The 24,865-nt window shown below is 49.5% G+C and carries 21 protein-coding genes and 1 rRNA gene; 7 read left to right on the top strand and 15 right to left on the bottom strand.

Going from position 1 to position 24,865, the window contains the following annotated elements; all coding sequences use genetic code 11:
- The 6 genes from B9Y77_RS12545 to B9Y77_RS12520 form a co-directional block, all read right to left on the bottom strand.
- Positions 1 to 91, bottom strand: a 16S ribosomal RNA gene (locus B9Y77_RS12545); the annotation flags it as partial.
- Between the two features lie 483 nt (positions 92 to 574).
- Positions 575 to 2,020: a carboxylesterase family protein gene (locus tag B9Y77_RS12540; protein ID WP_085491860.1), complete on the bottom strand. Its 1,446-nt coding sequence runs from the start codon at positions 2,018 to 2,020 to the stop codon at positions 575 to 577.
- Positions 2,021 to 2,160: 140 nt separating this feature from the next.
- On the bottom strand, positions 2,161 to 3,528 hold the full coding sequence (locus tag B9Y77_RS12535; protein WP_085491859.1) for a glycosyl hydrolase family 5: 1,368 nt from the start codon (positions 3,526 to 3,528) through the stop codon (positions 2,161 to 2,163).
- A 259-nt stretch (positions 3,529 to 3,787) separates the two neighbouring features.
- Entirely contained in the window at positions 3,788 to 4,813 is a 1,026-nt protein-coding gene (gene purM, locus B9Y77_RS12530; protein ID WP_085491858.1) for a phosphoribosylformylglycinamidine cyclo-ligase, read from the bottom strand.
- Positions 4,814 to 4,852: 39 nt separating this feature from the next.
- Positions 4,853 to 5,653 carry a cyclic nucleotide-binding domain-containing protein gene (locus B9Y77_RS12525; protein ID WP_085491857.1) on the bottom strand — a complete coding sequence of 267 codons (801 nt, stop codon included), beginning with the start codon at positions 5,651 to 5,653 and terminating at the stop codon, positions 4,853 to 4,855.
- A gap of 3 nt (positions 5,654 to 5,656) precedes the next feature.
- Entirely contained in the window at positions 5,657 to 6,862 is a 1,206-nt protein-coding gene (locus tag B9Y77_RS12520) for an ABC transporter substrate-binding protein (RefSeq protein ID WP_254900026.1), read from the bottom strand.
- A 189-nt stretch (positions 6,863 to 7,051) separates the two neighbouring features.
- Between B9Y77_RS12520 and B9Y77_RS12515 the strand changes: the two genes are divergently transcribed.
- The gene (locus B9Y77_RS12515) at positions 7,052 to 7,903 is read left to right on the top strand and encodes a hypothetical protein (protein WP_085491855.1); all 852 of its coding nucleotides are present in this window, start codon (positions 7,052 to 7,054) and stop codon (positions 7,901 to 7,903) included.
- 17 nt (positions 7,904 to 7,920) lie between these two features.
- Here B9Y77_RS12515 and B9Y77_RS12510 read toward each other — a convergent pair whose 3' ends face one another.
- Together B9Y77_RS12510 and B9Y77_RS12505 are read right to left on the bottom strand one after the other, a co-directional pair.
- Positions 7,921 to 8,700 (bottom strand): NYN domain-containing protein, encoded by a 780-nt coding sequence (locus B9Y77_RS12510; RefSeq protein ID WP_073443209.1) that lies wholly within the window; start codon positions 8,698 to 8,700, stop codon positions 7,921 to 7,923.
- A gap of 151 nt (positions 8,701 to 8,851) precedes the next feature.
- Positions 8,852 to 9,787 carry a tetratricopeptide repeat protein gene (locus tag B9Y77_RS12505; protein WP_254900025.1) on the bottom strand — a complete coding sequence of 312 codons (936 nt, stop codon included), beginning with the start codon at positions 9,785 to 9,787 and terminating at the stop codon, positions 8,852 to 8,854.
- A 222-nt stretch (positions 9,788 to 10,009) separates the two neighbouring features.
- On the opposite strand from B9Y77_RS12505, the gene B9Y77_RS12500 reads away from it, so the two are divergent.
- Positions 10,010 to 10,219 carry a hypothetical protein gene (locus tag B9Y77_RS12500; RefSeq protein WP_244536684.1) on the top strand — a complete coding sequence of 70 codons (210 nt, stop codon included), beginning with the start codon at positions 10,010 to 10,012 and terminating at the stop codon, positions 10,217 to 10,219.
- A gap of 162 nt (positions 10,220 to 10,381) precedes the next feature.
- On the opposite strand, the gene B9Y77_RS12495 is transcribed toward B9Y77_RS12500, so the two are convergent.
- The 5 genes from B9Y77_RS12495 to secA all read right to left on the bottom strand — a co-directional run bounded on the left by B9Y77_RS12495 (position 10,382) and on the right by secA (position 17,485).
- A complete protein-coding gene (locus tag B9Y77_RS12495; RefSeq protein ID WP_085491854.1) occupies positions 10,382 to 12,223 on the bottom strand; it encodes an ABC transporter substrate-binding protein in 1,842 nt (613 codons plus the stop codon).
- A gap of 18 nt (positions 12,224 to 12,241) precedes the next feature.
- Complete coding sequence (locus B9Y77_RS12490; protein ID WP_014546153.1) at positions 12,242 to 12,562, bottom strand: nucleotidyltransferase family protein; 321 nt, start codon at positions 12,560 to 12,562, stop codon at positions 12,242 to 12,244.
- Positions 12,563 to 12,605: 43 nt separating this feature from the next.
- Positions 12,606 to 13,706: a metallophosphoesterase gene (locus B9Y77_RS12485; protein WP_073443215.1), complete on the bottom strand. Its 1,101-nt coding sequence runs from the start codon at positions 13,704 to 13,706 to the stop codon at positions 12,606 to 12,608.
- Positions 13,703 to 14,335 carry a dTMP kinase gene (tmk, locus tag B9Y77_RS12480; RefSeq protein ID WP_085491853.1) on the bottom strand — a complete coding sequence of 211 codons (633 nt, stop codon included), beginning with the start codon at positions 14,333 to 14,335 and terminating at the stop codon, positions 13,703 to 13,705. Before tmk ends, B9Y77_RS12485 begins: the two co-directional genes overlap by 4 nt.
- A 159-nt stretch (positions 14,336 to 14,494) precedes the next feature.
- Positions 14,495 to 17,485 (bottom strand): preprotein translocase subunit SecA, encoded by a 2,991-nt coding sequence (gene secA, locus B9Y77_RS12475; protein ID WP_085491852.1) that lies wholly within the window; start codon positions 17,483 to 17,485, stop codon positions 14,495 to 14,497.
- A gap of 341 nt (positions 17,486 to 17,826) precedes the next feature.
- Between secA and B9Y77_RS12470 the strand changes: the two genes are divergently transcribed.
- From B9Y77_RS12470 to B9Y77_RS12450, 5 genes are read left to right on the top strand one after another with little or no spacing between them, the layout of a single operon-like run.
- Entirely contained in the window at positions 17,827 to 19,233 is a 1,407-nt protein-coding gene (locus tag B9Y77_RS12470; protein ID WP_085491851.1) for a histidine-type phosphatase, read from the top strand.
- A gap of 6 nt (positions 19,234 to 19,239) precedes the next feature.
- Positions 19,240 to 20,316 (top strand): tetratricopeptide repeat protein, encoded by a 1,077-nt coding sequence (locus tag B9Y77_RS12465; protein ID WP_085491850.1) that lies wholly within the window; start codon positions 19,240 to 19,242, stop codon positions 20,314 to 20,316.
- A 9-nt stretch (positions 20,317 to 20,325) separates the two neighbouring features.
- Positions 20,326 to 21,453, top strand: a complete 1,128-nt coding sequence (locus B9Y77_RS12460; RefSeq protein ID WP_085491849.1) for an iron-containing alcohol dehydrogenase family protein — start codon at positions 20,326 to 20,328, stop codon at positions 21,451 to 21,453.
- 31 nt (positions 21,454 to 21,484) lie between these two features.
- A complete protein-coding gene (locus B9Y77_RS12455) occupies positions 21,485 to 22,090 on the top strand; it encodes a LemA family protein (protein ID WP_073443227.1) in 606 nt (201 codons plus the stop codon).
- A 20-nt stretch (positions 22,091 to 22,110) separates the two neighbouring features.
- The gene (locus B9Y77_RS12450) at positions 22,111 to 23,166 is read left to right on the top strand and encodes a glycosyltransferase family protein (protein ID WP_085491848.1); all 1,056 of its coding nucleotides are present in this window, start codon (positions 22,111 to 22,113) and stop codon (positions 23,164 to 23,166) included.
- A gap of 91 nt (positions 23,167 to 23,257) precedes the next feature.
- On the opposite strand, the gene B9Y77_RS12445 is transcribed toward B9Y77_RS12450, so the two are convergent.
- On the bottom strand, positions 23,258 to 23,950 hold the full coding sequence (locus B9Y77_RS12445) for a hypothetical protein (RefSeq protein ID WP_073443231.1): 693 nt from the start codon (positions 23,948 to 23,950) through the stop codon (positions 23,258 to 23,260).
- Positions 23,951 to 24,395: 445 nt separating this feature from the next.
- On the bottom strand, positions 24,396 to 24,794 hold the full coding sequence (locus B9Y77_RS12440; protein WP_085491847.1) for a pyridoxamine 5'-phosphate oxidase family protein: 399 nt from the start codon (positions 24,792 to 24,794) through the stop codon (positions 24,396 to 24,398).
- Positions 24,795 to 24,865 lie beyond the last annotated feature (71 nt).

Genomic DNA, 24,865 nt, shown 5'->3' with positions numbered 1-24,865 from the left:
TTCGCCGCTCGGCATTGCTGCCTCGCTCGACTTGCATGTATAAGACACGCCACCAGCGTTCGTTCTGAGCCAGGATCAAACTCTTCATTGATTTTTAAAATAGTCTGTCCTGTTTTTCGTAAATAGACTTCCAAGAAATTTTCTTGGGCCGTCACTAAGCACATCTCCGATTCCTTCAATCTTCCCGAAAGTCTCGCGGGCTTTCGCTTTACTCTCGATTCTTCGTTTTGACCGTCGTTTCGAGGGTGAGACCAATTATAGAATATTCGGGAGGAAAAACAAGGGGTCATTAGTAAAAAAAATTCACTTTTTTCAATAAAAACGGGTTGTATCCACCAATAATACACAATATTAACAATCTATAAACAGAAATCTTTTTTCGCCAAAGGAAAGAATTGACTGGACCCTTCACTTCGTTCAGGGTGACGATTGAAAGAAGGCAATCCTCAGGAAAAGGGCGATGCCGGAACAGGGTCCGGCATGACAACTAGAGGAAAGCCCAGGGTGACGAATGAAAAAATATCCCGGGAGCGGAGCTTCCGGGACATTTTAAGCGAAATTTGACTGAAGCGACCTACTTTCGAATGAGCACTCGACGTGGATTTTCGCCCTGAACATGCAGGAAATACACACCGCTATTTGCGTTGGAGAGCAAAATCGTTTCACCCTTGGAGGCTCGACCAGAAAGCACACGCTTTCCCTTCAAGTCAAAAACTGCATAGGCAACGTTTTCACCACGAACAACCGTAAAGCTCAAGTTACCTTCGCCCATAGAAATCTTCGAGGACTTAGCCATAGCGACTAGCGGAGATATCGGCAATCCCCCAGCTTCAGGAATCGAATCAATCGCAAGCCTGTACAAGAAATCAAAAGCCTTATTCTGTACAGAGTCCGCAAAAACAATTTCCTTACCATCTTTACCTGTACGGGTCGCATCATAGAATTCATGCTTCAATCCATAACCTACAGGATTATAGAATTCATGATAAACTTTATTTTTTGTCAAGACGGAATCAATGAAGGAACTTCCATAAAGCGTCGGTGTATGAACTTCAAGATGGATGGCACTTGCAATAGTGCTATACTTTTCAGGAACGTTGTCTGCCAACATCTTATCTGCCTGTTCCATTGCATAGCCCACCTTATACGGCATTACATAATCAGAATCGCCATGCGCTAAGAATACGGGAACCTTGCTATTCTTGAGAATTGCTGGATCATGCACAGCCCCCCAAAGAGCCACCACTCCATTTGCAACACCGCCCACTCCCTTAGGTCCATACCGATCTAGACCGCCCAGCGGGATTGTGTCGTAGACATACGCACTTTGTTCGTCAGAAAACTCCTTGATATATTGCGCTCCATCATACAGATAGCTTGGAAAATCTTTTTCCCCGAGAGCATAGATATTCTCCAGCCCCAACAAGGCGCCGGCGCTATTTCCGAGTATATATATTTTATTCGTATCAATACGAAGAGATTTCGCATTCGCTCTCAAATAACGGATAGCGGCATTCACATCCTGAGCGCTTTTGTAAACGGTACGAGCAAAATCCACACTATCGATGACAAATGTCTGTTTTTGATTCGACATCAAAACACCTAGACGGTACTCCAATGACGCCGTTACAAAACCACGTGCAGCAAGAGAGTCAACATAGGCAACAGCCTTCTGGTCAAAAGAAGTCTTTGTCCCTGCCACAAAGGCGCCACCATGACAAACCAACACGGCAGCCCTATTTTTAGCATCATCCCCCTCGGGTTCATAAATATCCATTTGCAACGGCTTGAGGCTTACGCCTTCCTCGCTGTACATATAGAACATCGGACGGATATTAAACATGTCCATCATCGATGTCAGTTCATTGTAAAACATTTTATCTAAAAACGGAACACTGTCGGCAACGGTCACCGTTGTGGGTAATCCCGTTTCAAACAAGCGGTCTTTATAGCGAACACCATCTGCAGCAAAAGCGTAAACACTGCACAAAAGCGCCGCCACATACAATTTGATCTTCATATCTCCTCTCCTACTTGACAGATTTTCGTAAACATAATTTAACTTTTTATATAAACAAAGTCAAGTAAAAACGCCCGAAAGCAGAGCTTCCAGGCGTTTCCAATTGCGATTAGGCGTTCTCGTTTGCTTTTTACGAACGTTTAGTTCGGCTTGCAACCGTTCGGATATTCATCCGTCAAGCATTCTTGTTCTTCGAGCGGATCACCTTCCTTATAGGTAGACCAGTCGTCGTGCCACTTGTAACGGTTATCCTTGGTCTTGTTGATACGCGTCATGTAATGGTCGATGAGGTACTGCGGGCATTCCACTTCTTCCCAATGGTAGGTCGGATTGTCTGCAGCCATGTACCAGTCAGCAAACCAATGGCAACCACGGAGCAAGTTCGGAAGTCCAGCGGAACCGAATGCGGCATCGCACATGTCCTTCACGCATTCCTGATAAACTTCAAGCTTGTTGTCGTAACCATGCTTGCTCTGGCATTCGGTGAGGAAGCCACCAAAGCCTGCGCCCCAGTTGATATTAGCGCCGTTCACCTGAGTTGAAAGTGCATCGAAGGCACCCACGCCACCGCCCGGAACCATGAGGTCGAACTGGCCGTTTTCCACATCGTGACCGATGTTGGACGTCATCACGACAATGTGCTTGCCCTTAAGAGCCTTGTGAGTTTCCTTCGGGGCATTGTTACCGCTAGCATCCTTGAAGGAGCCATCATACTGCAAGTGGAAGCACTTGCCGCAAGTCGTCTGGGAACCAGGACCTGCCACATAAGCGTAAGAGAGGTTTTCGTTCACGGCGATAGGAGCCATGTCCGTGCAAGTGAACACGCCCTTTTCCTTGGCATTTCCACAGGCGCTGTTCGTACCTTCAAAGCCAAACCAGTACTGCTGCACAGCGTGGCCAAGCGTAAAGGTCGGAACTTCAACGTCATGGATGTTGCAGTTACGGGCGGTCGTCATGCCCTTTTCATAAGATTCCTGCGTAGTCGTATCGGTCTTGCCTTCCTGACCATCGCTAATCCAGGAGCAATGCGGCTTACAGGCATCCCAATAACGGCTGTTCCAGCCCTTGTTGCCATTGCTCAAGATGTCCTTGGTGTATTCAGCTGGAGGCGGACCGTAAGATTCGAGAGTCGGGAAACCATCGGCACCCACTTCCGGTTCGGTACTGCTAGAGCTTTCGGAAGCAGACGAACCCGGAGTTGCGCTAGATGTCGGGTTTACAGACGAACTAGACTGAGCCGGATTAACATTGGAGCTGGAACCCGGATTCGGGGCAACAGCAGAAGAACTCGAAGACGATTCAGAACCGCCACCCAAGCCCGGATCAACAGTAGAGCTAGAACCCGGATTCGAGGCAATTGTGCCAGAGCTGCTAGAAGCACTCGATAAATAACCCGAATCGCTCGACGGCGTAGTACTGACCGGCGCTATAGTAGAATCATCAGAGCAGGCGCTGAACATTGAAAAAGCACCTGCGGCAATTAAAGAACTCAGTAAAAGTTTTTTCATATTTTTCCTTTTCACACCTCGTCTAAAATTAGATTTTATTCCAACAAAAGGCACGAAAAAAAGTTTTTTGAAAGCTGTTATGTGAGATGCGACAAAATAGACGGTAGGAAGTAGACAGTAAGAAGTGGTTAGAAAAAGAAAAGGCCGCACTTGCGTGCAAGCCTTTTGGTTATTAGCTATTAGCCAATAGTCATCAGCCTTAGTTAGGCGCCAAAGGTGCGATTATTTAAACCAATAACCAATGACCAACTACTAATGACTAGTCGCGGAACTTCACCTGCTTGGTGCCGGCGACAACTTCACCGATCTGCGTCCACTTTTCACCCTTAGCTTCGAGGTGAGCGACGACTTCAGCCTTGTCAGCCGGATCGATGAAGATGAGCATGCCCATGCCCATGTTGAACGTGGAGTACATTTCGTCCTTTTCGACAGAGCCAGCCTGCTGGATGAGCTTGAAGATCATCGGAGGATCCCACGTGGTGCGGTCGATAATCACGTCGACGTTGTCCGGAAGGATACGCGGGATGTTGCCCTGGTAGCCCGAACCCGTGATGTGAGCAAGGCCCTGGATCTTCTTCTTGTTGCAGAGATCGATGAGGCTCGGGTAGTAGCTGCGGTGCGGAGTTGCAAGAGCTTCGCCGATGGACTTGTCCATGCCGTCAACCATAGTGTCGACCTTGTAGCCAGCCACATCAAAGAGAACCTTACGAGCAAGAGAATAGCCGTTTGTATGGAGACCCGTGGACGGGAGACCGAGGATGATCGTACCCGGCTTGATCGACTTCCCGTCGATGATGTTTTCGCGTTCCACGACACCCACGATCGTACCGGAGATATCGTAGTCACCCGGACCGTAGAAGCCCGGCATTTCAGCAGTTTCGCCACCGATCAAGACGAGATCGTTTTCGCGGCAAGCCTTAGCCATACCAGCAACGAGCTTGTCCATGACACCCGGTTCCAAGCGGCCCGTAGCCACGTAGTCGAGGAAGAACAGCGGACGTGCGCCCTGAACGAGGATATCGTCACAGCAGTGGTTCACGATGTCCTGGCCCGGCAGTTCGTGCGTACCCATTTCGATATCGACCTTGAGCTTGGTGCCCACGCCGTCAACGGAGCTCACGAGGACAGGGTCCTTCATGCCGAGGTGGTTCAGCGTGAACAGGCCACCGAAGTTGCCCACGTCGCCGAGAACGCCCTGGTTGAAAGTGGTACGTACGGACTTCTTGACACCGACCATTGCCTCATCGGCACGTGCCAAGGAAACTCCTGCGTCTGCGTAATTCATCTTTTTTCCTTTGCCCTACGAGCGGGCAGCGATTTGTCCCTATTTACGGGCACTTTGTTTTTCATCAATATTTCTGAGCGCATCAAGGATGAGGCTTGTGGTATCCGACATCTGGTTGATGTTTACGACATCGGGCATCACGTGCGTATCCAGCTTGAACAATGTTTCGTCACCCCAGGAGAGCATCTTTTCGAGTGCATCCGGACCTGCAAGCTTGCCGCACTTGGCACAGCAGATTCGGCCGTCCTGGAAAGCGATAAAGCCCGATTCACCGGAGCATTCGAAAATGACCGTTCCGGTAATACGGCTCTTTTCCATCGTCTGCGCAAAATCAATAAACGGAAGAACCTTCGCCGAAGCCAAAAGCGACAAGCGTTCGAATTCATCAAGCGCCTGGTTCTTTGCACGGAGACGATCCGCCATCACCTTGTAAAGGTAAAGCAAGGCGCTCGGATTCTTGTCGAGGAACTTCAAAAATTCAGCCTTCGGAATGTGAAGCACCGTGCAGCCGTCTTCGGCGGCAATAATCGTATTGGCAATAGGTTCGTTACACAGGACAGACATTTCGCCAAAGCAAGAGCCGCTTTCCAAAGTCGCAAGCGCGCTGTAATGACCGTCCGGCAGAATCTGGCCGCAAATAATCACGCGTCCACTCTGCAAGACGCAGAAGCAATCGCCTTCGGCTCCGCCCTGGAGGATGATTTCGCCAGCATCGTATTCACGAATCTGCGAATTTAAAAGCAGATAGTCCGCATATTCCCTGGGTACCTGTTGCAAGAACGGTACACCGAGGTCATATTGAGCAGAAATCCAATCTCCAATACCTGTGTGTGACATCATACGCTAAAAATTATAGATATTTCTGTACCATTTGTAACTAGTGTCAATCGAATTTACCCCCGGAACGGAGCCTTTTATGCATTTTGTAAGATTCCAAAGGAGTTCCGCCGGTCGCGTGATGGCTCCTTCGTAAAAATCATTACCTGCCCCTGGACCCTTGATCCCGTCATTCTGGAAAACTTTCTTATCCCTGAACGCTCTGATATTTTTCACGCGAGGTTCAAGAGCCAAAATTTCATCTGCCTTTGCAAACATGGACGGATTGACCCAGACATCGACGCTATCGGCAAGCGCATAGACTTCTTCGAAAGAGAACGTGAGTTCACGCGAAGTATCGGAAGCCCACACATAGCAGCCTCCCGCATCGCGAACCAGATTCGCTGTAAAGCTTTTGCCGCCAGAAGCGTGCCACACACCGCCATAAGACATGCCCGCGAGAACGCGAGGGCAATGTTCAGACGAATGACGAGAGACGAGAGACGAGAGGGAATCTGCAGAAGCAATCAAAGCCTTTAGTGTTTCGTACTTTTCTTTCTCTTGTCTGTAAATAGAATCAGCTTGAGCACGGATTCCGAACAGAATTCCGTACAACTTAATCCATTCCAGCTTTGCTAGCGGGGTATTTTCCTGCCATTCCGATGTGAGCATCAACGGAAGATTCGTTCGTGCAATTTGTTCGTAGTTATCGTAATCACCGCCTGTTGTAAAGTCGAGCACCAAGTCCAGATTGAGCGCCATCAGCTTTTCCAAGGCGCCCGCATCGTAACCGATACTCGCTACAGATTTATTCTTTGCACGTTCATACAAAATGCTATCCACGATGTACTGCCCGTCCGAGACGCCGACAATGTTATCACGGAGCCCAAGCCGGAGCATGTAGCCAACCTGCGAGGTCGAAAGGGCTGCCACATGGTGAAGCGGCACACGCAACACCACCGCCGATAACCACTCCTCTGGGAACCCTCGACGGCGCAAATCCATTCCGAAAGCAGCCGCTACAGAATCCATCATCACATACTTGTGAACGAGCGTATCCTTGCCGACCACGGAACGTACAACGGCGACATCCACCCCACACAGTTTGCCAATCGAGAAATAGTCGCTCTCGACCGATTCAAACTGAACGGATTCACTACACTTTACCATCGCCGATTCAGGCTGTGAATCTTTCGACGTATCACGGCAGCCCGTCATGGCAAATGCAGCCATCCAGGTTACAAAAAAAACGAAAAACGGCAAAAAACTAAACCGCACCCCTCGGAACGAAGACCAAAACGCCCTTAATTTATTGATTTTCAACATTCTATCGTAAATTTTCATGCACAAAACCAGAAGATAATGTATTTTATTGTTTGATTTAATATCTCTTTTTGAGATTCCTATTAGGAGAGAGCCTTTATGAAGACAAAAATAGCCTCTTTGTGCATGGCCGCGGTGTTTAGCATTCTTGCTTTTACTAGCAATTCCTCCGCAGCCGAAGAAGGATTTTACGACAAGGACCATATCCGTGGTTTCGTTTCCTTTGGCGGTGATTTCCGCGGAATGTTCAACGGATTCCACGACTACATCAACACGGTCCCCTTCGCCACCGGTACCCTCAAGACCATATCGGATTCGACCGAATACAGGCTGACCGCTAAGCCCAAATACAGCGAGTTCAACAAATACTATCCCAACCTCCACTTCAATATCGGTGCCCAGTACAAGCAGTTCCTGACCTGGGTCAGCATCAACTTTGCAATAACCCAGATTTCGGAACGACCGAGTTCCTCGGCCGCCGCAGTCGATACAAGCGGAAGCGCAGTGGCGTTCCCCCTCTACGATGCACGCTGGTTCAACTATGGTGCCGACTGGATGTTCGGCTGGAAGGTTCTTGGCGAAGACGCATTCTTCAACTTGATTCCGGCTGTAGGTATCGGCTTCAACATGATGAACATCCACTTTACGTCTAACTACGTTGTTACAAACAAAAAGAGTAACGAAGAATCCATTATGCGCGACCGTTACTACAGTTCCATTGCAGCATCGTTCAACGCAGAACTCGAAGCACGCCTCCAGTTCGAACAGTTCTCCATCGGTCTCTACGGTGGTTACCGCGCTGTACGCTACAACGAACTTGATGTCGAAGGCGACAAGCTCGACACGTTCGTCTTCAATACAGACAACGACGGTGACACCTGGTTCATCGGTCTCCGTCTCGGCTGGACGTTCCTTAGCCCCTGGGCCAAGAAACAGCAGGACAAGATTTAAGAACGAACTAAATTCTACTAGCCGAGCCTCGCCACTGCGGGGCTCTTTTTGCATCCTGACTTTCTAAAGTTTGGCTTATCACTGTAATTGTCCTTGTCATCAAGCGATGCCATAATCTTTTGCAAATACGCCCGCCAAATGTTAGAATCTGTGGGCTGCGGATTATACGGCAACATGAACAAATTCCTTTCGGCAGAACGTGTAGGCGGATATTTTTCAGCCACCTCTTCCATTGCAACATAATAACCGCTTTGTTCACGCAAGCTCGGATCCGTTCTCCAATAAATCGGAGTCTCCCCTCTTAAATATTCGAAATTCCACCCCAGGAGGAGCATGGGAACTCCCTCACGCCTGAGGCGTTCCGGCAACGTTGAATACTGCCCCTGAGTACTCAACAACACGATGACATCAATTTTATGGTAGTACGCATAAAGGTATGCGTCCTCGACAAGCTGCATATTCGGTCCCATCTTCTCAACTTTCTCAGGGATATTGTAATGGACCTCGAACCCAGCCATCATAAGCTGCTTTTCCAAACGGTCTATGCCATCGCCGTATAAAGGTTCCTGACGGTCAACACGCCTGACATACGGATGGTAATAATGAGCTTCCACTTCGACCGGGCAACCTTCACGACCCAAAAGTTTCATGGAGTAATCCCTGACCCAGCCCTTGAGCGCCTTGAAATCCAGACGTGCATGATACCGGTGGTATTTAAGGTAATACTCGTTGACTTTTTTAAGCGTGTAGCCGTCCAAAAAGAAACCGACTCGCAATACCGATAACTGGCTCGACATAAAAAACCTCCTGATATGTTAATGAGTTTCTACTTATTAACACGCTTTTTTGCCGAGTTTATTCCACTATTTTTTGATAATTTTTTTTAACAATAAGAATTGCCCAATAATCATGGGTCAATGGTCATTAGTTTTTTTTTACTACTAAAGGCTAAATCAACTTGCGATCAGTGAGGTCGTCGATAAGCGAACCGGGCATCCACTTCTTAAGTTTCTGGTAATCCGGATCGTTGAGCTTTTGACGCTGCTCTGCGGACTTGGCATCATCACCGGCGTCATGATAAATGCGGATGAGGTTCAAGACAGAACACCAGTAACGAATGGACTTGCCAGTGCGTTCGAGGTAGTCGGCAGCGCTCTTTTCGTAAATAGTAGCTGCCTCGTCGTAACGTTCGAGCCTGTAAAGCATGTCTGCCTTGATCTGGAGCATCACCGGATGATTCGGAGCCTTCTTAAGCCCACGTTCGGCAAGCGAAAGCCCAGTCTTGTAATCCTTGCGGTCGTAGTGCATCCAGATAAGCGGAGTCAGGAACAGCGGCCAGAACCGTGCCGAGCGCAGGGAGCCGGAATCGAGAATCTTGAGGTACGCTTCGCGATTGTCCGACTTGAACGGGAGCCAGCCAAAGCTGTTATCGACATAGTAGGCGTAAATCGCATAGAAAGCCTTCGACTCGTAATCCTTGGCATCTTCGAACTGGCTTGCAGCCGAGCGCGTCTGCATGGCGCCCTTGACGGAATGTCCCGTCTCGGTAAGCACGTAGCCGATCTCAAAATTGCGGAGCGCATCCCACAGACCTTCGGTCTTGCAGGTTTCAAGATTCTTGGCGGCAACCTTGAGCGACGTGGTATCGCCCTTGTCGTCGTACATGCTCACGCGGATGATGTTCTGGAACACGCAGCCGACCCCGTCGTTTTCGAGGCGGAGCTTGCGGGCCAGGTTGAATGCTTCAACGTAGTTGAGTTCCATCGTCTTTTGCGTGACCTGTTCAGCGAGTGCATTTTGCGTCGGAGAAAGTGCAAAAGAAAGCTCGTCGGCAACGGAAATGCCGGCGACCATTAACAGCGGTGCGATGAATCTCTTTAGCATTGTCTGTAATTTAGAAACTTTCGTCTGCATAAGCCATCGTCCATTTTGGAATATGACAAACCTTGTTTCTTGAGGTAAAAAAATGTATAAATACAATAGATGTTAATAAGAATTAAACATATTATTAACACTCTATTAAAGAAATTGCAGCTAAGTGGTTACCAGAAGAGGAATTAAAAACTCATCCAGGCGCCACAACAACTCTTTTCTATGGAGGCCACCATGAAGATGTTCCACAAGACACAGACCACGGCTCTCTACTACTTGCTCCACACTGGATTCCAGGCCTTCAAGGCAAGGATCAAGGACGAGCTGACCTCCACAAGCGGCATCAACCTCGAAGATATCATGGACGATTCGAACCTCTACGCTTATTACCAGCAAGGCGAATCGGCGGACTTCGTAGCGGCATGCATCGCAGCGAATAGCTAGTTTCCCTCTCTCAATTCCGGAATTACCGGTTTTTCCTCCTAGAAAAAGGACCCTGTGGCAATGCCGCAGGGTTCCTTTTTAATAAAGCTTGTGCAATTACAAGACTTAACTGGATCCTTCGCTTTCGCTCAGGATGACGGGGGTCGAAGATGACGTAATGCGTTACTTCTTTTTCTTGGACTTGGCGGCTTCTTTTGCCTTGTCCTGGCGTTCGCAGGTCGTCACGACTTCGAACTTGCCCTTGTTCACCGTAATAATCTTCGTATTGGCATTTGCACCGCGACGGAACTGGATGTCACCGTAAATGCCCTTGAAGTCCTTGGTCGCATTGATGTAATGCGTCATGTCGTCATCTTTACCCGTAACAGCGGCAAGCGAAGTAAAGATGATGTTTGCGGCATCGTAGCTGAGACCGCTTACCTTGTCTTCACCCGGTTCCACGCCCCAACGAGCCGTGAAGTCCTTCACAAAGTTCGTGTAAGCCGTGTTGCCCTTGTTCATGTCGATGCTCGGAACGCTGAAGTAAGAACCTTCGACAAGGCGCTTGCCCTGAATCAAAAGTTCACGACCATACCAGCCGGATGTTCCGAGATATGTGCCGGAAACCTTGTTGAATGCGGCCTGGCTCACCATGGCACCTGCATCTGCCGGATTTGTTGCCGGAATGAAGAGGCCCGGGAATTCAACGGTAGAGTCGGCGAGGTAAAGCTTGCGGTCACGCGGGTTCACAGAGTTCAGATCATTCACGCCCTTAGCGATATTGCGACGGCGGTTTTCCTGATTGAAGCGGACATCGCGCATGAGGTTGAATTCCGTCTTGTAGTCCGGGCGGCCTTCTTCGTAATTGCGGAAGCCGACAACATCACCACCGCGACGTTCAACAGCTCGAGTAAAGCTTTCGGACATGGCCGTACCGAAATCGCCGAGCGGGCTCATCACACCGAATTCGCGGATGTCGAGGCACTTGATAGCGAAGTCCGCAATCGTCTGGGCGAGGATGTCCATGGTGAGGTTCACCTGGAAGATGTTCGGACCAAGCTTTGCGATGCCTGCATCTGTTGCAGTCGGAGTAAGCATCGGCACATGCTGGAAGTTTGCACCAAGCCATGCGGCGACAGACGTTGCCGGAGCACTCATGATAGGACCGATAATGGCAATGATGCTATCCTGGTTCACAGCGCGCTGTGTACGCATAAGAGCGATAGCGGCATCGGCGTGCGTGTCCTGGAAAATGATGTTTACCTTGCCCTTGAGGTTCGCCTGTTCATAAGCGAGGAGAGAACCCTGCACTGCGGCGGCACCGAATTCGGCAAAGTCGCCGGAGAGCGGAGCGAGCACGAGCACGGTCGGAAGACCGGCGCCGAGACCTTCAAGAGCGCTTATACCTTTCTTGGCGGTCTTCTGCAAATTCTCGGAAGAAGTTGTCTTGAGAACCTTCTTGTACCAGTATCTAGCAGCACGGTAACGCTTGGCGTTCTGGCATTCGCGGCCCAACTGGAGCTGCATCCAGCCCATCACTTCACGATCGACAGGATACTTTTCAAGCAAAGCCTGAAGCTGGTCTGCGGTAAGGAGAGATGCTGCCAAAGTCTGGATAGCTACTTCCTTGGCACGGGACCTTGCAGCCGGGTTGGTCGAGTAAGAGAGCACGCGGAGCATGGCTTCGACACCATCAAACACAGAACCCTTTTCGACATCGACAACAGCACGGGCGAGTTCCATACGTTCGCGGTAAGCGGACTTCACATGGTATTCCAAGAAGCGGGAAGCCACATCGTAAGCATCGTCCTTCTTACCTGTGCGGAGGTAGCATTCTGCAAGCATGACAGAAGCCTTTTCGCCTTCAAGCTTACGGAAAGATGCATTGTAGATTTTTTGCAGCGGAGCAATCGCATCCGAGCAGCGGCCGCTTTTAACCACGGACTTGACGCGTTCAACATCGTCCTGTGCAAAAGCCATGGTAGAAAGAGCAGCAGCTAAAAATAGGGGTAACAAGCGATTCATATTCAAACCTCGCCGACCTTACTGGAAACTATCGGCGGCCTCCTGAATGACAGAATGTTCTTTCTTGATTTGCTTTTGAAGAGATTCGGGGAGCTTGGACCAGTCGACAATATCGACACGGAACGGGAGTCCGCTTTCAACAAACGCCTTTTCCACCGAAGTCATGTCATCAAGGGAGATAGGGGAGTCCGAGATGACTGCCAATTCCAAATCCGTATCCGGGGTCAAATCTACGCCCGTGACACGTGTGCCGTACGCCCAAACTTCAAAGCCCTCAAAATGGAGCCCAAGAATTCTCTGTACGGTTTCTAACTGATCCGTTTCTAAGCAAAGAGTCATAGTTCCCTAAAATATAGTTAATGTATTTTGACACTGACTGTCATTACAGCCGGTCGGGTACAAAACGGAGGAACAAGAGCTCGGTATCACTACCGATACGGACCGGGGGACCCCAGGAATCAACACCGCTAGAAACGAGCCATTTGACCTGATCTAGTTCGCCAAGACCATAGGCGAGGCGCCAAACCCAGTTGATAATGAGTGTTCCCGGGAAAAACTGACCATTGTGCGTGTGACCGGACATGGCAAAGTCAGGACGGCGGCCAGGGTGGTCTTCTTCGATGCCACGTGGCTGGTGATCGAGGAGAAGCCAGGGGAGTTTAGATTCTTCAGCCGTAGGGCGCAAGTCAAAAAGCGGCTTGCGTTCGACATCACGCATTCTGGCAACGCTATGATCTACACGACCAGTAATACAGGCAAAAGGCGTACAGACGGTGGAGTCTTCCAGCACGACGAAACCGTTATTCTGCATCCACTTTTTAAAGTCACTCCCTTCGCGTTCAAGTAACCCTTCGTGATTCCCGTCGATGGCAATAGCAGCCATCTTGGCGGTTGCGGCAAGCTTTTGCACCAAGAAGTCGTATTCCCAGGCAGAAAGCGTCGAATCGACAACGTCCGAAAAATCTCCGCCAAACAGCACCAAGTCCGGGTGGAGGCTATCGCTTACATGCACAATGCGTTCCATCTTTTCGCGCTTGAAAATCGGGTCGATGTGGAGGTCGCTAAAGAAGACCGCCGTAAATTCTTTTTCGGTCGGAATGGCAATCTTGAACTCGCGAACATGGAAGTTCTCGTTTGTGCCAGCACCTGCAATGCGGAAGATAACCGTGAGTAACACAGTCACGAAAAGCAAAAGTCTCGCCACCGAAATTTCAATGCGTCGGTCAAGCGGCTTCTTGACGATAGCACGGCGAATACCACGGATAATCCACCAGAGGATATAAAAGAAGAGTGCTTCGGCAAGCCAGACGGCAAAGAAGGACATGCCAAGCGATGCAAAATAACTTGTTCTAAACAAGAAGCAGATGGGGAGGAGGATTACCGAAATTCCGGCAATGACGCTTCCCTTGATTCCAGGCGCCACCATCCTGACATTAAAGAACAGGAAGAGTACGCCAAAGATGAGTATGCAAAAAAAGATCATTTCAGTTTCGCTTTAATAAGTGAAAGGACATCTTGGTGGACTTCATCGGGAGTGCGGTCTGCATTGACGACACTCACGCAATCGCTATAATCGCGACCTGCGGCGAGATAGCCTTCGCGGACACGCTCGAAGAATTCAGCCTTTTCGCTTTCGAGGCGGTCGGGGGCGCCACCACGAATGGCCATGCGCTTGCGGCTTGATTCGACGGTCAAGTCGAGAACTACAGTGAGTTCCGGGAAACAGCCTCCGCACGTGAGTTCCGTGAGACGCTGGACTTTATCGGCACCGAGCCCGCGGGCGTAACCCTGATAGGCAAACGTGCTCCACGCAAAACGGTCGGCGATGACGATGTTCCCTGCATCGAGCGCGGGTTGAATGATTTCGTGAATCACTTGGGCGCGGGCGGCATTGTACAACAAAAGTTCGGTATCATCTGCCATGATGCCCTTGAAAGCGGGGTCGAGCAAGAGTTCGCGAATGCGTTCGGAAATTTTTGCACCGCCGGGTTCACGCAACCTCACGACCTTGTGGCCTTCGGATTCTAGCACGCGGACAAGCATGTCGATTTGTGTGGACTTTCCGGAACCGTCAATGCCTTCGAGACTGAAAAATTTCTTCGCAGTTTTCATAAGAACAAATATGCAAAAATTTTTGGGTGGTCCGCACGCTTTAAAAAGGAGATGCCCGACCAAGTCGGGCATGACAACATAAATAAAAAATCCTCGGCGGGGAAGCCGAGGATTTTTCAATTGCATTTTGTGCGGGAGTGCTCGCGATTCTTAGTCGAATTATTCGACGTCCTTGCCGTGGCACTTCTTGTACTTGAGGCCAGAACCGCACCAGCAGAGGTCATTGCGGCCGAGCTTTGCACCAGCCTGCTGCTGGGCACGTTTCACGGCGGCAGCAAGGGCGGCGTTAGCAGCAGCGGAGCGGTTCGGGCGAGTACCCGGGAGAGCGCTCTGCGGCATCGGCTGAGCATCCTGCTGATCTTCGGAAAGGGCATTCGTTTCAGAAGAAGCGGCCTGACCGGCGAGACCTGCGGCCTTTGCGCCTTCGGCACTCAACTGTTCGGAAGAACCTTCACTGGATCCTTCGCTTTGCTCAGGATGACTTTCTGCATTAGTTTCGCCAGCGTTACCTGCGGCAGCGGCGGCTTCTTCAGCAGCCTTGCGTTCGGCATCGATCTGTTCCTGGCTCTTGAGCTGGAGCTGGTCCGGAGAGACCGTCACACCGTTCGGGAGTGTGATGCGGATGTTCAAAATGCGGAGAGCCGTAAGCGTTGCAATCTTTTCCATGCAGCTTTCGAACATCTTGAAGCCGTCATTCTTGTAGACCATCAGCGGATCCTTCTGGGCGTATCCGTGGAAGCGGATAGCATCCTTCAGCTGGTCCATAGCATACAAGTGTTCCTTCCACACCTGGTCAATCGTCATGAGGAGGAAGCGGCGTTCGATATTGCGGAAGTCGGCATCCGGAATAATCTTCGTGAGCTTGTCGTAACGCACCTTGCAAAGTTCGATGATTTCTTCGAGCACCTGTTCCGGCGTCTTCGATACAGCTTCATCAAGCGTGAGGCTGTATTCCATGCCGAGCGTACGCTGCAAGTCTTCGTGCAAGCCTTCGAGATTCCACTGTTCCGCATAGCTCTTTGCCGGGATGTAGTTAGAAACCTTGATATCGCAAGCATCTTCGATGCGGTTCATGATTTCGTCACGGATATCTTCACCGTTCAAGATGCGGCGACGAAGCCCGTAAATCACCTTGCGCTGTTCGTTCATCACGTTATCGTAGTCGAGCAAGTGCTTACGGATATCGAAGCTCTGGCTTTCGACGCGACGCTGGGCACCACGGATGGAGCGGGAAACGATCGGGTGGGTAATCACTTCGTCTTCGCCCACACCAAAACGGTTCATGAGGTTCTTGACGTTGTCGCCACCGAAGATACGCATCAGGTTATCGTCGAGGGAGAGGAAGTACTGGCTAGAACCCGGGTCACCCTGACGGCCGGAACGACCGCGCAACTGGTTATCGATACGGCGGGATTCATGGCGTTCCGTACCGAGCACATGCAAACCGCCGAGTTCAGTCACTCCCGGTCCAAGAGCAATGTCAGTACCACGACCAGCCATGTTCGTTGCAATCGTCACCTTGTCCTTGTGGCCTGCATACTGGATGATTTCAGCTTCGCGGCCATGGTTCTTGGCGTTCAAGACTTCGTGCGGGATGCCTTCCTTTTCGAGCATGCCGTGGAGGATTTCGGACTTTTCAATGGAAGCCGTACCCACGAGGAGCGGCTGGCCCTTCGCATGGCGTTCCTTGATTTCTGCAACAATGGCACGCCACTTGGCATCTTCGGACTTATAAACGAGGTCCTGCAAGTCCTTGCGGATGCACGGCTTGTTCGTCGGAATGACCCACGTGTTCATGTTGTAAATCTTGATGAATTCCGTTGCTTCGGTTTCAGCCGTACCAGTCATACCGGAGAGCTTCTTGTACATACGGAAGTAGTTCTGGAACGTAATTGTCGCAAGCGTCTGGTTTTCGCGGCGGATCTGCACGCCTTCCTTAGCTTCGATAGCCTGGTGAATACCGTTAGAATAGCGGCGGCCTTCCATCAAACGACCCGTGTTTTCGTCAACGATGATGACTTCGCCATCACGGACGATATAGTCGACATCCTTTTCAAAGAGGTACCAAGCGCGGAGAGCGTTATCGAGGAAGTGAACCCAGTCGGCATGTTCGCCATAGAGGTTCGTAATGTGCATCAAGTCCTGGATGTGGAGCACGCCCTTTTCGGTAAACTGGATGTTCTTGTCCTTTTCATCAACAGAGAAGTCCTTGTTGCGGACGAGCTGCTTCGAAATTTCGTTTGCCTTGGCGTACTTTTCAGTAGCGTCTTCAGCAGGACCACTAATGATGAGCGGCGTACGGGCTTCGTCGATCAAGATGGAGTCGACTTCGTCAACGATACAGAAGTTGAGTTCACGCTGCACGAGCTGGTTCGGTTCTACCGCCATGTTGTCGCGGAGGTAGTCGAAACCGAATTCGTTGTTGGTACCGTAAGTCACGTCGGAGTTGTAGCTTTGACGGCGCTGTTCTGCATCGAGACCGTTCACAATAAGACCGACCGTAAGGCCGAGGAACTTATAAACCATGCCCATCTGCTTAGCGTCACGACCAGCGAGGTAATCGTTCACCGTCACCACATGCACGCCATGACCAGAAAGACCGTTCAAGTAAACCGGGAGAGCAGCGGCAAGCGTCTTACCTTCACCGGTCGCCATTTCAGCAATAGCACCTTCGTGGAGCACGAGACCACCGATCATCTGCACATCGAAAGGCAACATGCGGAACGGCTTCACGGATTCCGGATAGAGTTCACGAACCTTGGCGTAGAGAGCTGCCGGGAGGTAGACTTCCCATTCGTTCTTTCCGCTTTCGAGTTCAGCCTTAGCCTTGTTCACGGCTTCCTGGAGTTCCGGGCCGAGGCGGCTAAAGTCAAAGCCAAATTCCGGCTTGAAGATATTGAAGATACCGAGACGGCGGTCGCAAGCTTCGCGGCAAACGGCAAAGGCATCAACCTTGATATCATCGAGGGTAGCTCCATTATTCAGTTTTTCGCGGAATTCGGCGCTCTTTGCAGCAAGTTCCGCGTCATCGAGCGTTGCGAGAGCCTTGCAGGCTTCGTGAATCTTCGCAATCACCGGGCGGAGCTGTTTCACCTTACGTTCATGAGGTGTACCAAAAATCTTATGGAGTACTGTATCTACAATGCTCATGGTTGTCCTTGATTAAAAATTAAACGTGGTTAAAAGTAGCAAAAGATGTGCCAAATATATTTTCGTTTCAAGTTGAAATAGCGGCTAATCGCCTAAAATTTAGGTTTTATTCTATAAAGTACGTCATGCGGGCGGGGCCCCAGCTCGGAGTTGCGAAGGCCGCACGGGCCCCTCCCTGCACCCTCCCCATCCTTGGCCGACGCTTCCAATCTCACAACGTCAACCTTTCATTTCTTTATAACAACCTAACATTCCACTTAATACTAAATAATTATAGTCTTGATACTCATTTTTATTATTACATGAATAAACCAAAACATCAATAATATTATATTAGCAATATGAAAAAATTGGATTTTGCAAAAGGGATTTTTGTACTTGCTGCGGGATTTTTCCTTGCCGCACCCGTGAACGCACAGACTAGCGATGATGAACTCGCCAAACATCCCGAATTCACTTCAAGTGGCTATTTAGTGTACCCGGAACCCGTAAATATTAAATATACGAAGGCACCAGCCGGCTACAAGCCATTCTATATCAGCCATTACGGGCGCCACGGCAGCCGCTACCACCACAACGACGAAGAATACAAATACCTTTTTGAAACTCTCGCCAAGGCAGATTCCGCCCAGAAACTCACCGAACTCGGCAAACAGACGCTCGCCTATACGAAAGTCCTCGTAGACAAGGCAGCCCCCCGCAAAGGCGACCTCACGCAAGTGGGCGTCAAGCAACATGAAGGGATTGCAAACCGCATGTCCAAAAATTTTGGCGATGTTTTCAAGGACTGGAATATCGGCGGGAAAAAGATTACGCCGTACGTCAGGTCGTATGCGAGCACGAGCGGTCGCTGCATCGTGAGCATGGCAGCCTTCATCGGAGAGCTCCGTTCGCTGAACCCGAAAATCCATTCCGAGCTCATCTCCGGCAAAAGCTACATGAAGTTCATCAGCGCCTTTGACTGGGGCAAACTCGACTATTCCAAAGTCAAGGCCTACACGGACGAAAGCGATAAGCTCTGGAAAAACGTCAATCCGCAACAGTTCCTAGAAAAGCTATTCAACGACTACAATTATGTTGTAAATAACGTAGACACCAACGGGTTCTACAATCACTTCTTTGAAATTGCAACATCGCTCCAGGGGATGGACAAGCCGCTCCTCGACGAAATCGCAGCTAACGCCAAAGTGCCCGCTGACACCTTTGTAAACCTGTTCACCACTGAAGAAAAGATTGCACGCTGGAAAGCGCAAAATGCCTGGTGGTACAGCCTCGAAGGTACAAGCCCGCTCATCAACCGCCCCGATGGTCTTAACTTCGCCAAGCCCACGCTCCAGAACATTCTGGAAGAAGCCGACGAAGCGATTGCCATTGATACATCGATAAATGCGCGCGCAGCACAGGCGCCAATTGCCGCCACACTCCGCTTTGGCCACGACGCCACACTTCTCCCGCTTACGGCACTCATGCAGTTGCCCGTCGCAAACGCCAAGGTTTCGGACCTCTCCAAATTGCACGAACAATGGAACGACTTTAGAATCATCCCGATGGCGGCAAACCTGCAAATGGTATTCTACAAATCAAAAAACAAGCCCATCCTCGTCAAAATTTTGTACAATGAAATTGAACAGACCCTGCCCATCGAATGCAAGGCTCAAGACAATGCGAAAAATGCGCAATGCCCCGCCGCCCCGTACTACCGCTGGGAAGATGTTCGCAATTTCTATAGCGCCCTTCTCAAGAACTAACTTACCATGAAAAAATCCATCGCTCTCATTTTAGCTCTAGCCGTCACACTTTTTGCTGCGCCAAATGCAACCTCTAAGGCATCGTCAAAAGCTTCCAAAGCCGAAGCCGTCAAAAAGCTCGTTGATCAAGGTGTACAATTCCATGAACAAGGGCAGTACGACGAAGCTCTAGCCAAGTACAAGGAAGCCGAGAAAAAAGACCCGAAGAGCGCTCTCGTCAAATACGAGATGGCTTTTACGTACCACGCCAAGCGCGACTTGGACAAAGCGCTCACTTACGCCAGAGCCGCTACAAAGCTAAAGGGCGAGGGACTCGAAGAAAATCTCTACAGCCTGATCGGAACCATCTACGATGACAAGGGCATGCCGGATTCTGCAATCGCCATCTACCGCGAAGCATTCGCCAAAGTACCAAACTCGTTCAACATTCCATACAATGCGACCATCACGTACATGCGCATGAACAATGCCGACAGCGCTTACGCTTGGATCAGACGGAGCATCAACAATTCCCGCACGCATGAAGGCAGCTACTATTACACCGGATTTTTGTCGAGTCAAATGGGCAAGTGGCCGCAATTCTATGCGTACACCATGTACTCCACGTTCATCAGCAAAAAAAGCGAAATCATCCGCGACAACCTTTCGAGACTTTACGGTCGAACAAAATATTTTGTTATAAAGAAAGACAGTACCGTCGAAATGTACAAGCCGACGATCAAGCAAACCGGTAGCGATTCTACAGTCAATAACGAATTTTTGCTTGCTATCCAGACCATGCTCGTCACGGATACGCTCGGCAATCGCAAGCTCTACGATCAAGATTCCACTTCTTCACAGCAAATGGAATTTTTGATCCACATTCTTGAAAAAATAATCAAGCTCGTCGCCTTCACCGATGAAATTGACGATCCGATCCAGAGATTTTACCAAGGACTCATCCGCGAAGGTCTCGTGGAAGCATTTATTTACTCCATTTGCGAACCGATTGACCGCCCGACATTTGCACAGTGGCTCATCAAGAACCGCAATGAACAAGGTCGACTTTACCACTGGTTCAACAAAGAATGGCTGATGCTGTAAGGAGACTCCATGCGATTTTATGTACCTACGGATATTTACGTTGAAAAGGACTGCGTGAAGAACCACGCGAAAGAAATGCTTGCCGTCGGGAAGCGCGCACTCATTGTCACTGGACACAGCTCTGCTAAGGCTAACGGTTCCCTAAACGACGTGACCGAAGTGTTAAACGATGGGGGAGTCGCCTACCAGATTTTTGATGAAGTCGAAGAAAATCCATCAACCGATACCGTGGGGAAGGGTGCACAAATCGCCCGAAATTTTAATGCTGATTTTATCATCGGCATTGGGGGAGGTTCCGCTATCGATGCCGCTAAAGCTATGGCATTGTTAATTGTGAACCCGGGCCTAAACGCAGACGATTTGCACAAAACGCCGAGTCATCCGCTTAACCACGCGCCCGTTGTCGCCGTCCCGACCACTTGCGGAACAGGCTCCGAAGCAACACCGGTCGCCATCATCACAAACCACAAAATCAATTTAAAGAAGAGCATCCCGCACCGAATTTTCCCGATGCTTGCGCTCGTTGACGGAAAATATCTAGCCTCTGCCAAAAAGCAGCTGATCGTGAACACCGCTGTCGATGCGCTCGCGCACATGGTCGAAAGCATCTTGAACGTCCACTCGAACATACTCAACCGCATGTGCCCCGAATACGGTCTCAAGCTCTGGGGAGAGTGTAAAGAAGCGCTCCTTGCCTCGGGAAATGCCGCAAAAAATGCCGCGCCCATCGATGCAAGTATGTACGAAAAACTGATGTACACCTCTACAATTGCAGGCATGTCCATCGCCATGACAAGCACCACCGTACCACATGGCATGAGCTACGATCTCACGCTCAGCAAAGGCACGCCGCACGGCCCTGCCGTCGGATATTTCCTCGCCGCATATGTCGAAATTTGTCACAAAAAAGTTTCGAATGATGTTAAAAAAGTCCTCTCGCTTTTAGGTCTGCAAAGTGTTGAAGAATTTGCTGAAATGCTCCACAAGCTCATCGGCACATGCTCCGTCACTCGCGAATTGCGCGACAAGTTCGTCGCCGCGATGAAAACAAATCACTCCAAACTTGACCTCGTTCCCGGCGGCATCACCCCCGAAGAAGTCGAGTACATCTACGATAAATCGTTAGTCGTAGAATAGTTTTTTATATTAGCCAAAAACCGGAGATCTTATGAAAAAAGCTTTAATCGCCGTTATAGTTGTCGTCGTCATCCTGCTCATCATCGTAGGGAAGGGTATCGGCACCTACAATAACATCATCGCCCTCGAAGAAGGCGTAAAGACCCAATGGGCACAAGTCGAAAATACCTACCAGCGCCGCTTTGACCTCATTCCGAATCTCGTCAGCACTGTCCAGGGCGAAGCCAACTTCGAAAAGAGCACCCTTACCGAAGTCATGGACATGCGCAGCCGCATGGGCGGAACTGTCAAACTCGACGAAAGCCTTATGAACGACGAAGCCGCCCTCAAGCGCTTTCAGGAAATGCAAGGCAGCTTGAGCGGAGCCCTCCAGCGCCTCATGGCAGTCTCCGAAAACTACCCGGATCTCAAGAGCAACAAGAGCTTCCAGGAACTCCGCGTGCAACTCGAAGGCGCCGAAAACCGCATCGCCGTCGAACGCAAGCGCTACAACGAAACCGTTCAGGCATACAACACTACCATTCGCCAGTTCCCGACAAACCTTATCGCAGGTTTCGCAGGCGCCTCCCCGAAAGCCCTCTTCTCTGCTGACGCTGGCGCAAGCGTAGCCCCAAAAGTTCAGTTTGACATAAAGTAAGAAACACTACTTTTCCAACTATGAATAGAACGCAAGTTATCGTGCATCCTTATGATATGGCGCAATCCGACTGGGTTCGCTGCATTTTGCCCTGCACCCAATTCATGGGACCTAACGATTTCCAGATCGTGCCGTCTGTCACCCAAATCGTCTGCACAAACAAAGACGCGCTCAAGCAGACACGGGCTGTGATTTTGCAGAAGCCGACGGCACCGGGACGTGCACAGCTTGCGTTGTTCTATGCAAAGCTCAAAAAGGAATGCGGGTTCAAGCTCGTAACCGACCTAGATGACTTGCAGTGGGATTTGTCACCGGTGATCGCTTCGTACGCAAAACAGATTCCGAATCACGACCAGATGATGCTCACGAGTCTCAAGCAGGTCTTGCCACTGTTCGACGTGGTGGTCTGCTCGACGCGCTACCTCGCGAGCCGCATCAAGTCCGACCTTGGCGTAAACGCGGTCGTGATGCCGAATGGAATTTCCAAATCGCTGTTCGGAATGTCGCAGAGGACGTCCACCTTCACAGGAAAACCGAAGGTGATGTATGCCGGCAGTCTCGGGCATTTCACCGCTGAAATTCCGGGCGACCTCGAAGGTGCATGGATCCCCTGGATCCGTAAGCACATTGAAGACGGGAGCATTGACTTCCAGATTTTTGGCGAGCCGGATTTTCTGAAGGACCTCGACGGAAAATACACAAAGATTCCGTACACATGCTTTTTTCCGTTTGCGCAGACAGTCGCAAGCTACAAACCAGACTTTTTCTTGGCTCCACTCGCCGCCAACAATTTCAACCGTGCAAAGAGCGATTTGAAACTCAAGGAAGCGGCAGCACTCGGTGCAGTCTTCATCGGGAGTGATTTCGCAAGTTCTCCGTACAGCTACATCCCGAAGGAACAACTGGTCAGCTCAAGCGCAACAGTCGACAATCTCGATGCGATTTTCAAGAATCTCTGCGAGCCGGAAAAATTTATGCAGGCGCTCAACTGGCAATACCAGGCGATGGAAGAAAAGCACTGGGCGCACGAAGACCCGGAATTCCAGAAAAAGTACGTCGCGACGTATTTTGGTTAATTAGTCCAATCTAGTTAAGTCACGACTTAAAAAATAATTGGATCCTTCCCCTTACAGGGTCAGGATGACGGTCAGCGATTTCAAAAAAAATTTACTGTTTGTCGCGGAGCTGATCGGCAGCACGTTCTATTTCGCGCTCGCGGATAATTTCATCAACACGCTTGCGGAAAAGTGTTTCTGTGTGGACATTGTAAAGTTCACGTTCTTGCGCAATGTAGAACATGAAGCATTTGATGTACAGCCCAATGCTCACGACGGTTAAAATGTTTTCAGCCAAGCCACGAATTTCTTCACCGGTAGGATTACTGAAACCCATAAACATCAGCGCCAAACATCCAATTGAAGTCAGGAGCCATCCGATCAAAAATTTTCTCGGAAAACGTTCTTTAAAAATTCCACGTTCCTGCATGCAATCCTGCTGACGTTCTACCATGTCATTGAAAATCCAAAAATGCAAAATGAATCCGACAAACGGAATGCAGGTAAGGAGGACTGCGCCCATAGGAGAAAAATCCGTCACAGAAATAATTCGCAGGTTTGCAATCGATCTATGCAGCCACGACAAAAAACTGACCAAAAACGCAATCAAGGAAAAAAGCATTCCCAAACTGACCACAGCTCCGAAGGCAATGCGAATCAAAACTGAAGCAGTCACAGTATTATCATTCGCACCAGGCAACATTGCATTAATAGGCGTGCTCCAAAAGAAATACAGGATGAAAATTCCAAAGATAGCCTTCATCCAAAAAAGAGCTCGTTCGCCACGTTTCGTATTGTCCTGCATATAGCCTCCACAATGAAATATAATATATGTAAACCAAATAAATGAACACTCACGTACTTTTTTCGGTATATATCGGTAAACGCAATTGTTGACATAACGTGATTACTTTTAAAGAATGAAGACTCATTTATCGAACGTTTTTACATATTATCCACAAAAATTGGTTATGTTTCACGTGAAACACTACTAATGTGGTAAAACCTGTTCATTATTTATAAACAGTTATAACAGATTAAAGGGAAATTTTAAAAATCAAATCTCAATAGTTAATAATATTGAGTCGATTTATCAACTATATAATATACGTTGTATTAAAATTTAGGGTCATGACGCATGTCCAGGTGAAACCTTTTTCGGATTTTATAATGTGAGCAACAAAAAGCCGAGCTCACAGGGAACTCGGCGTCTAAAAAATCCCGGAACAGAGTCCGGGATGACAAGGAAACTAGAATTTCACAGTGCGCGGCGGTTCTGTAAAGCTGCAGAACGTGGCGGTCGCATCCTTGAAGTAGAGGACTTCGGTATTCTCATCATCTGGGGAATACATACGCTTGAGTTCGGGGTAGGCCTCAAGCATGTGAACCTTGGGTTCACGGCGGTCATCACGAACGAGTGTTCCGCTCAAACGGAGCCACTTATTGCAGGTCTTGTTCATAGCGCAAAGCTGCACCTTGCCGTTTTTCTGGATCTGCTTCGAAACATTCTTGGACTTACCGGTCTGGATGTAGAGCTTGCCTTCGAAAATCTCGACGGTCCCGAACGGGCGCACTTTCGGTTCGTCACCGTCAACTGTTGCGAGGAAATAGGCGCCACATTCCTTAATAAAGTTTTTGACTTCTTCCATTATATACTCCTTAATGAAATTACAGTAGATAATATATAAAAAGAATAGGGTATTAAAGGGAGGATATTTGG

Source organism: Fibrobacter sp. UWB13, from assembly GCF_900177805.1.
Classification (GTDB): Bacteria; Fibrobacterota; Fibrobacteria; order Fibrobacterales; family Fibrobacteraceae; genus Fibrobacter.
Note: the sequence above shows the minus strand (reverse complement) of the source record. Positions and strands in the feature narration are given on the sequence as shown.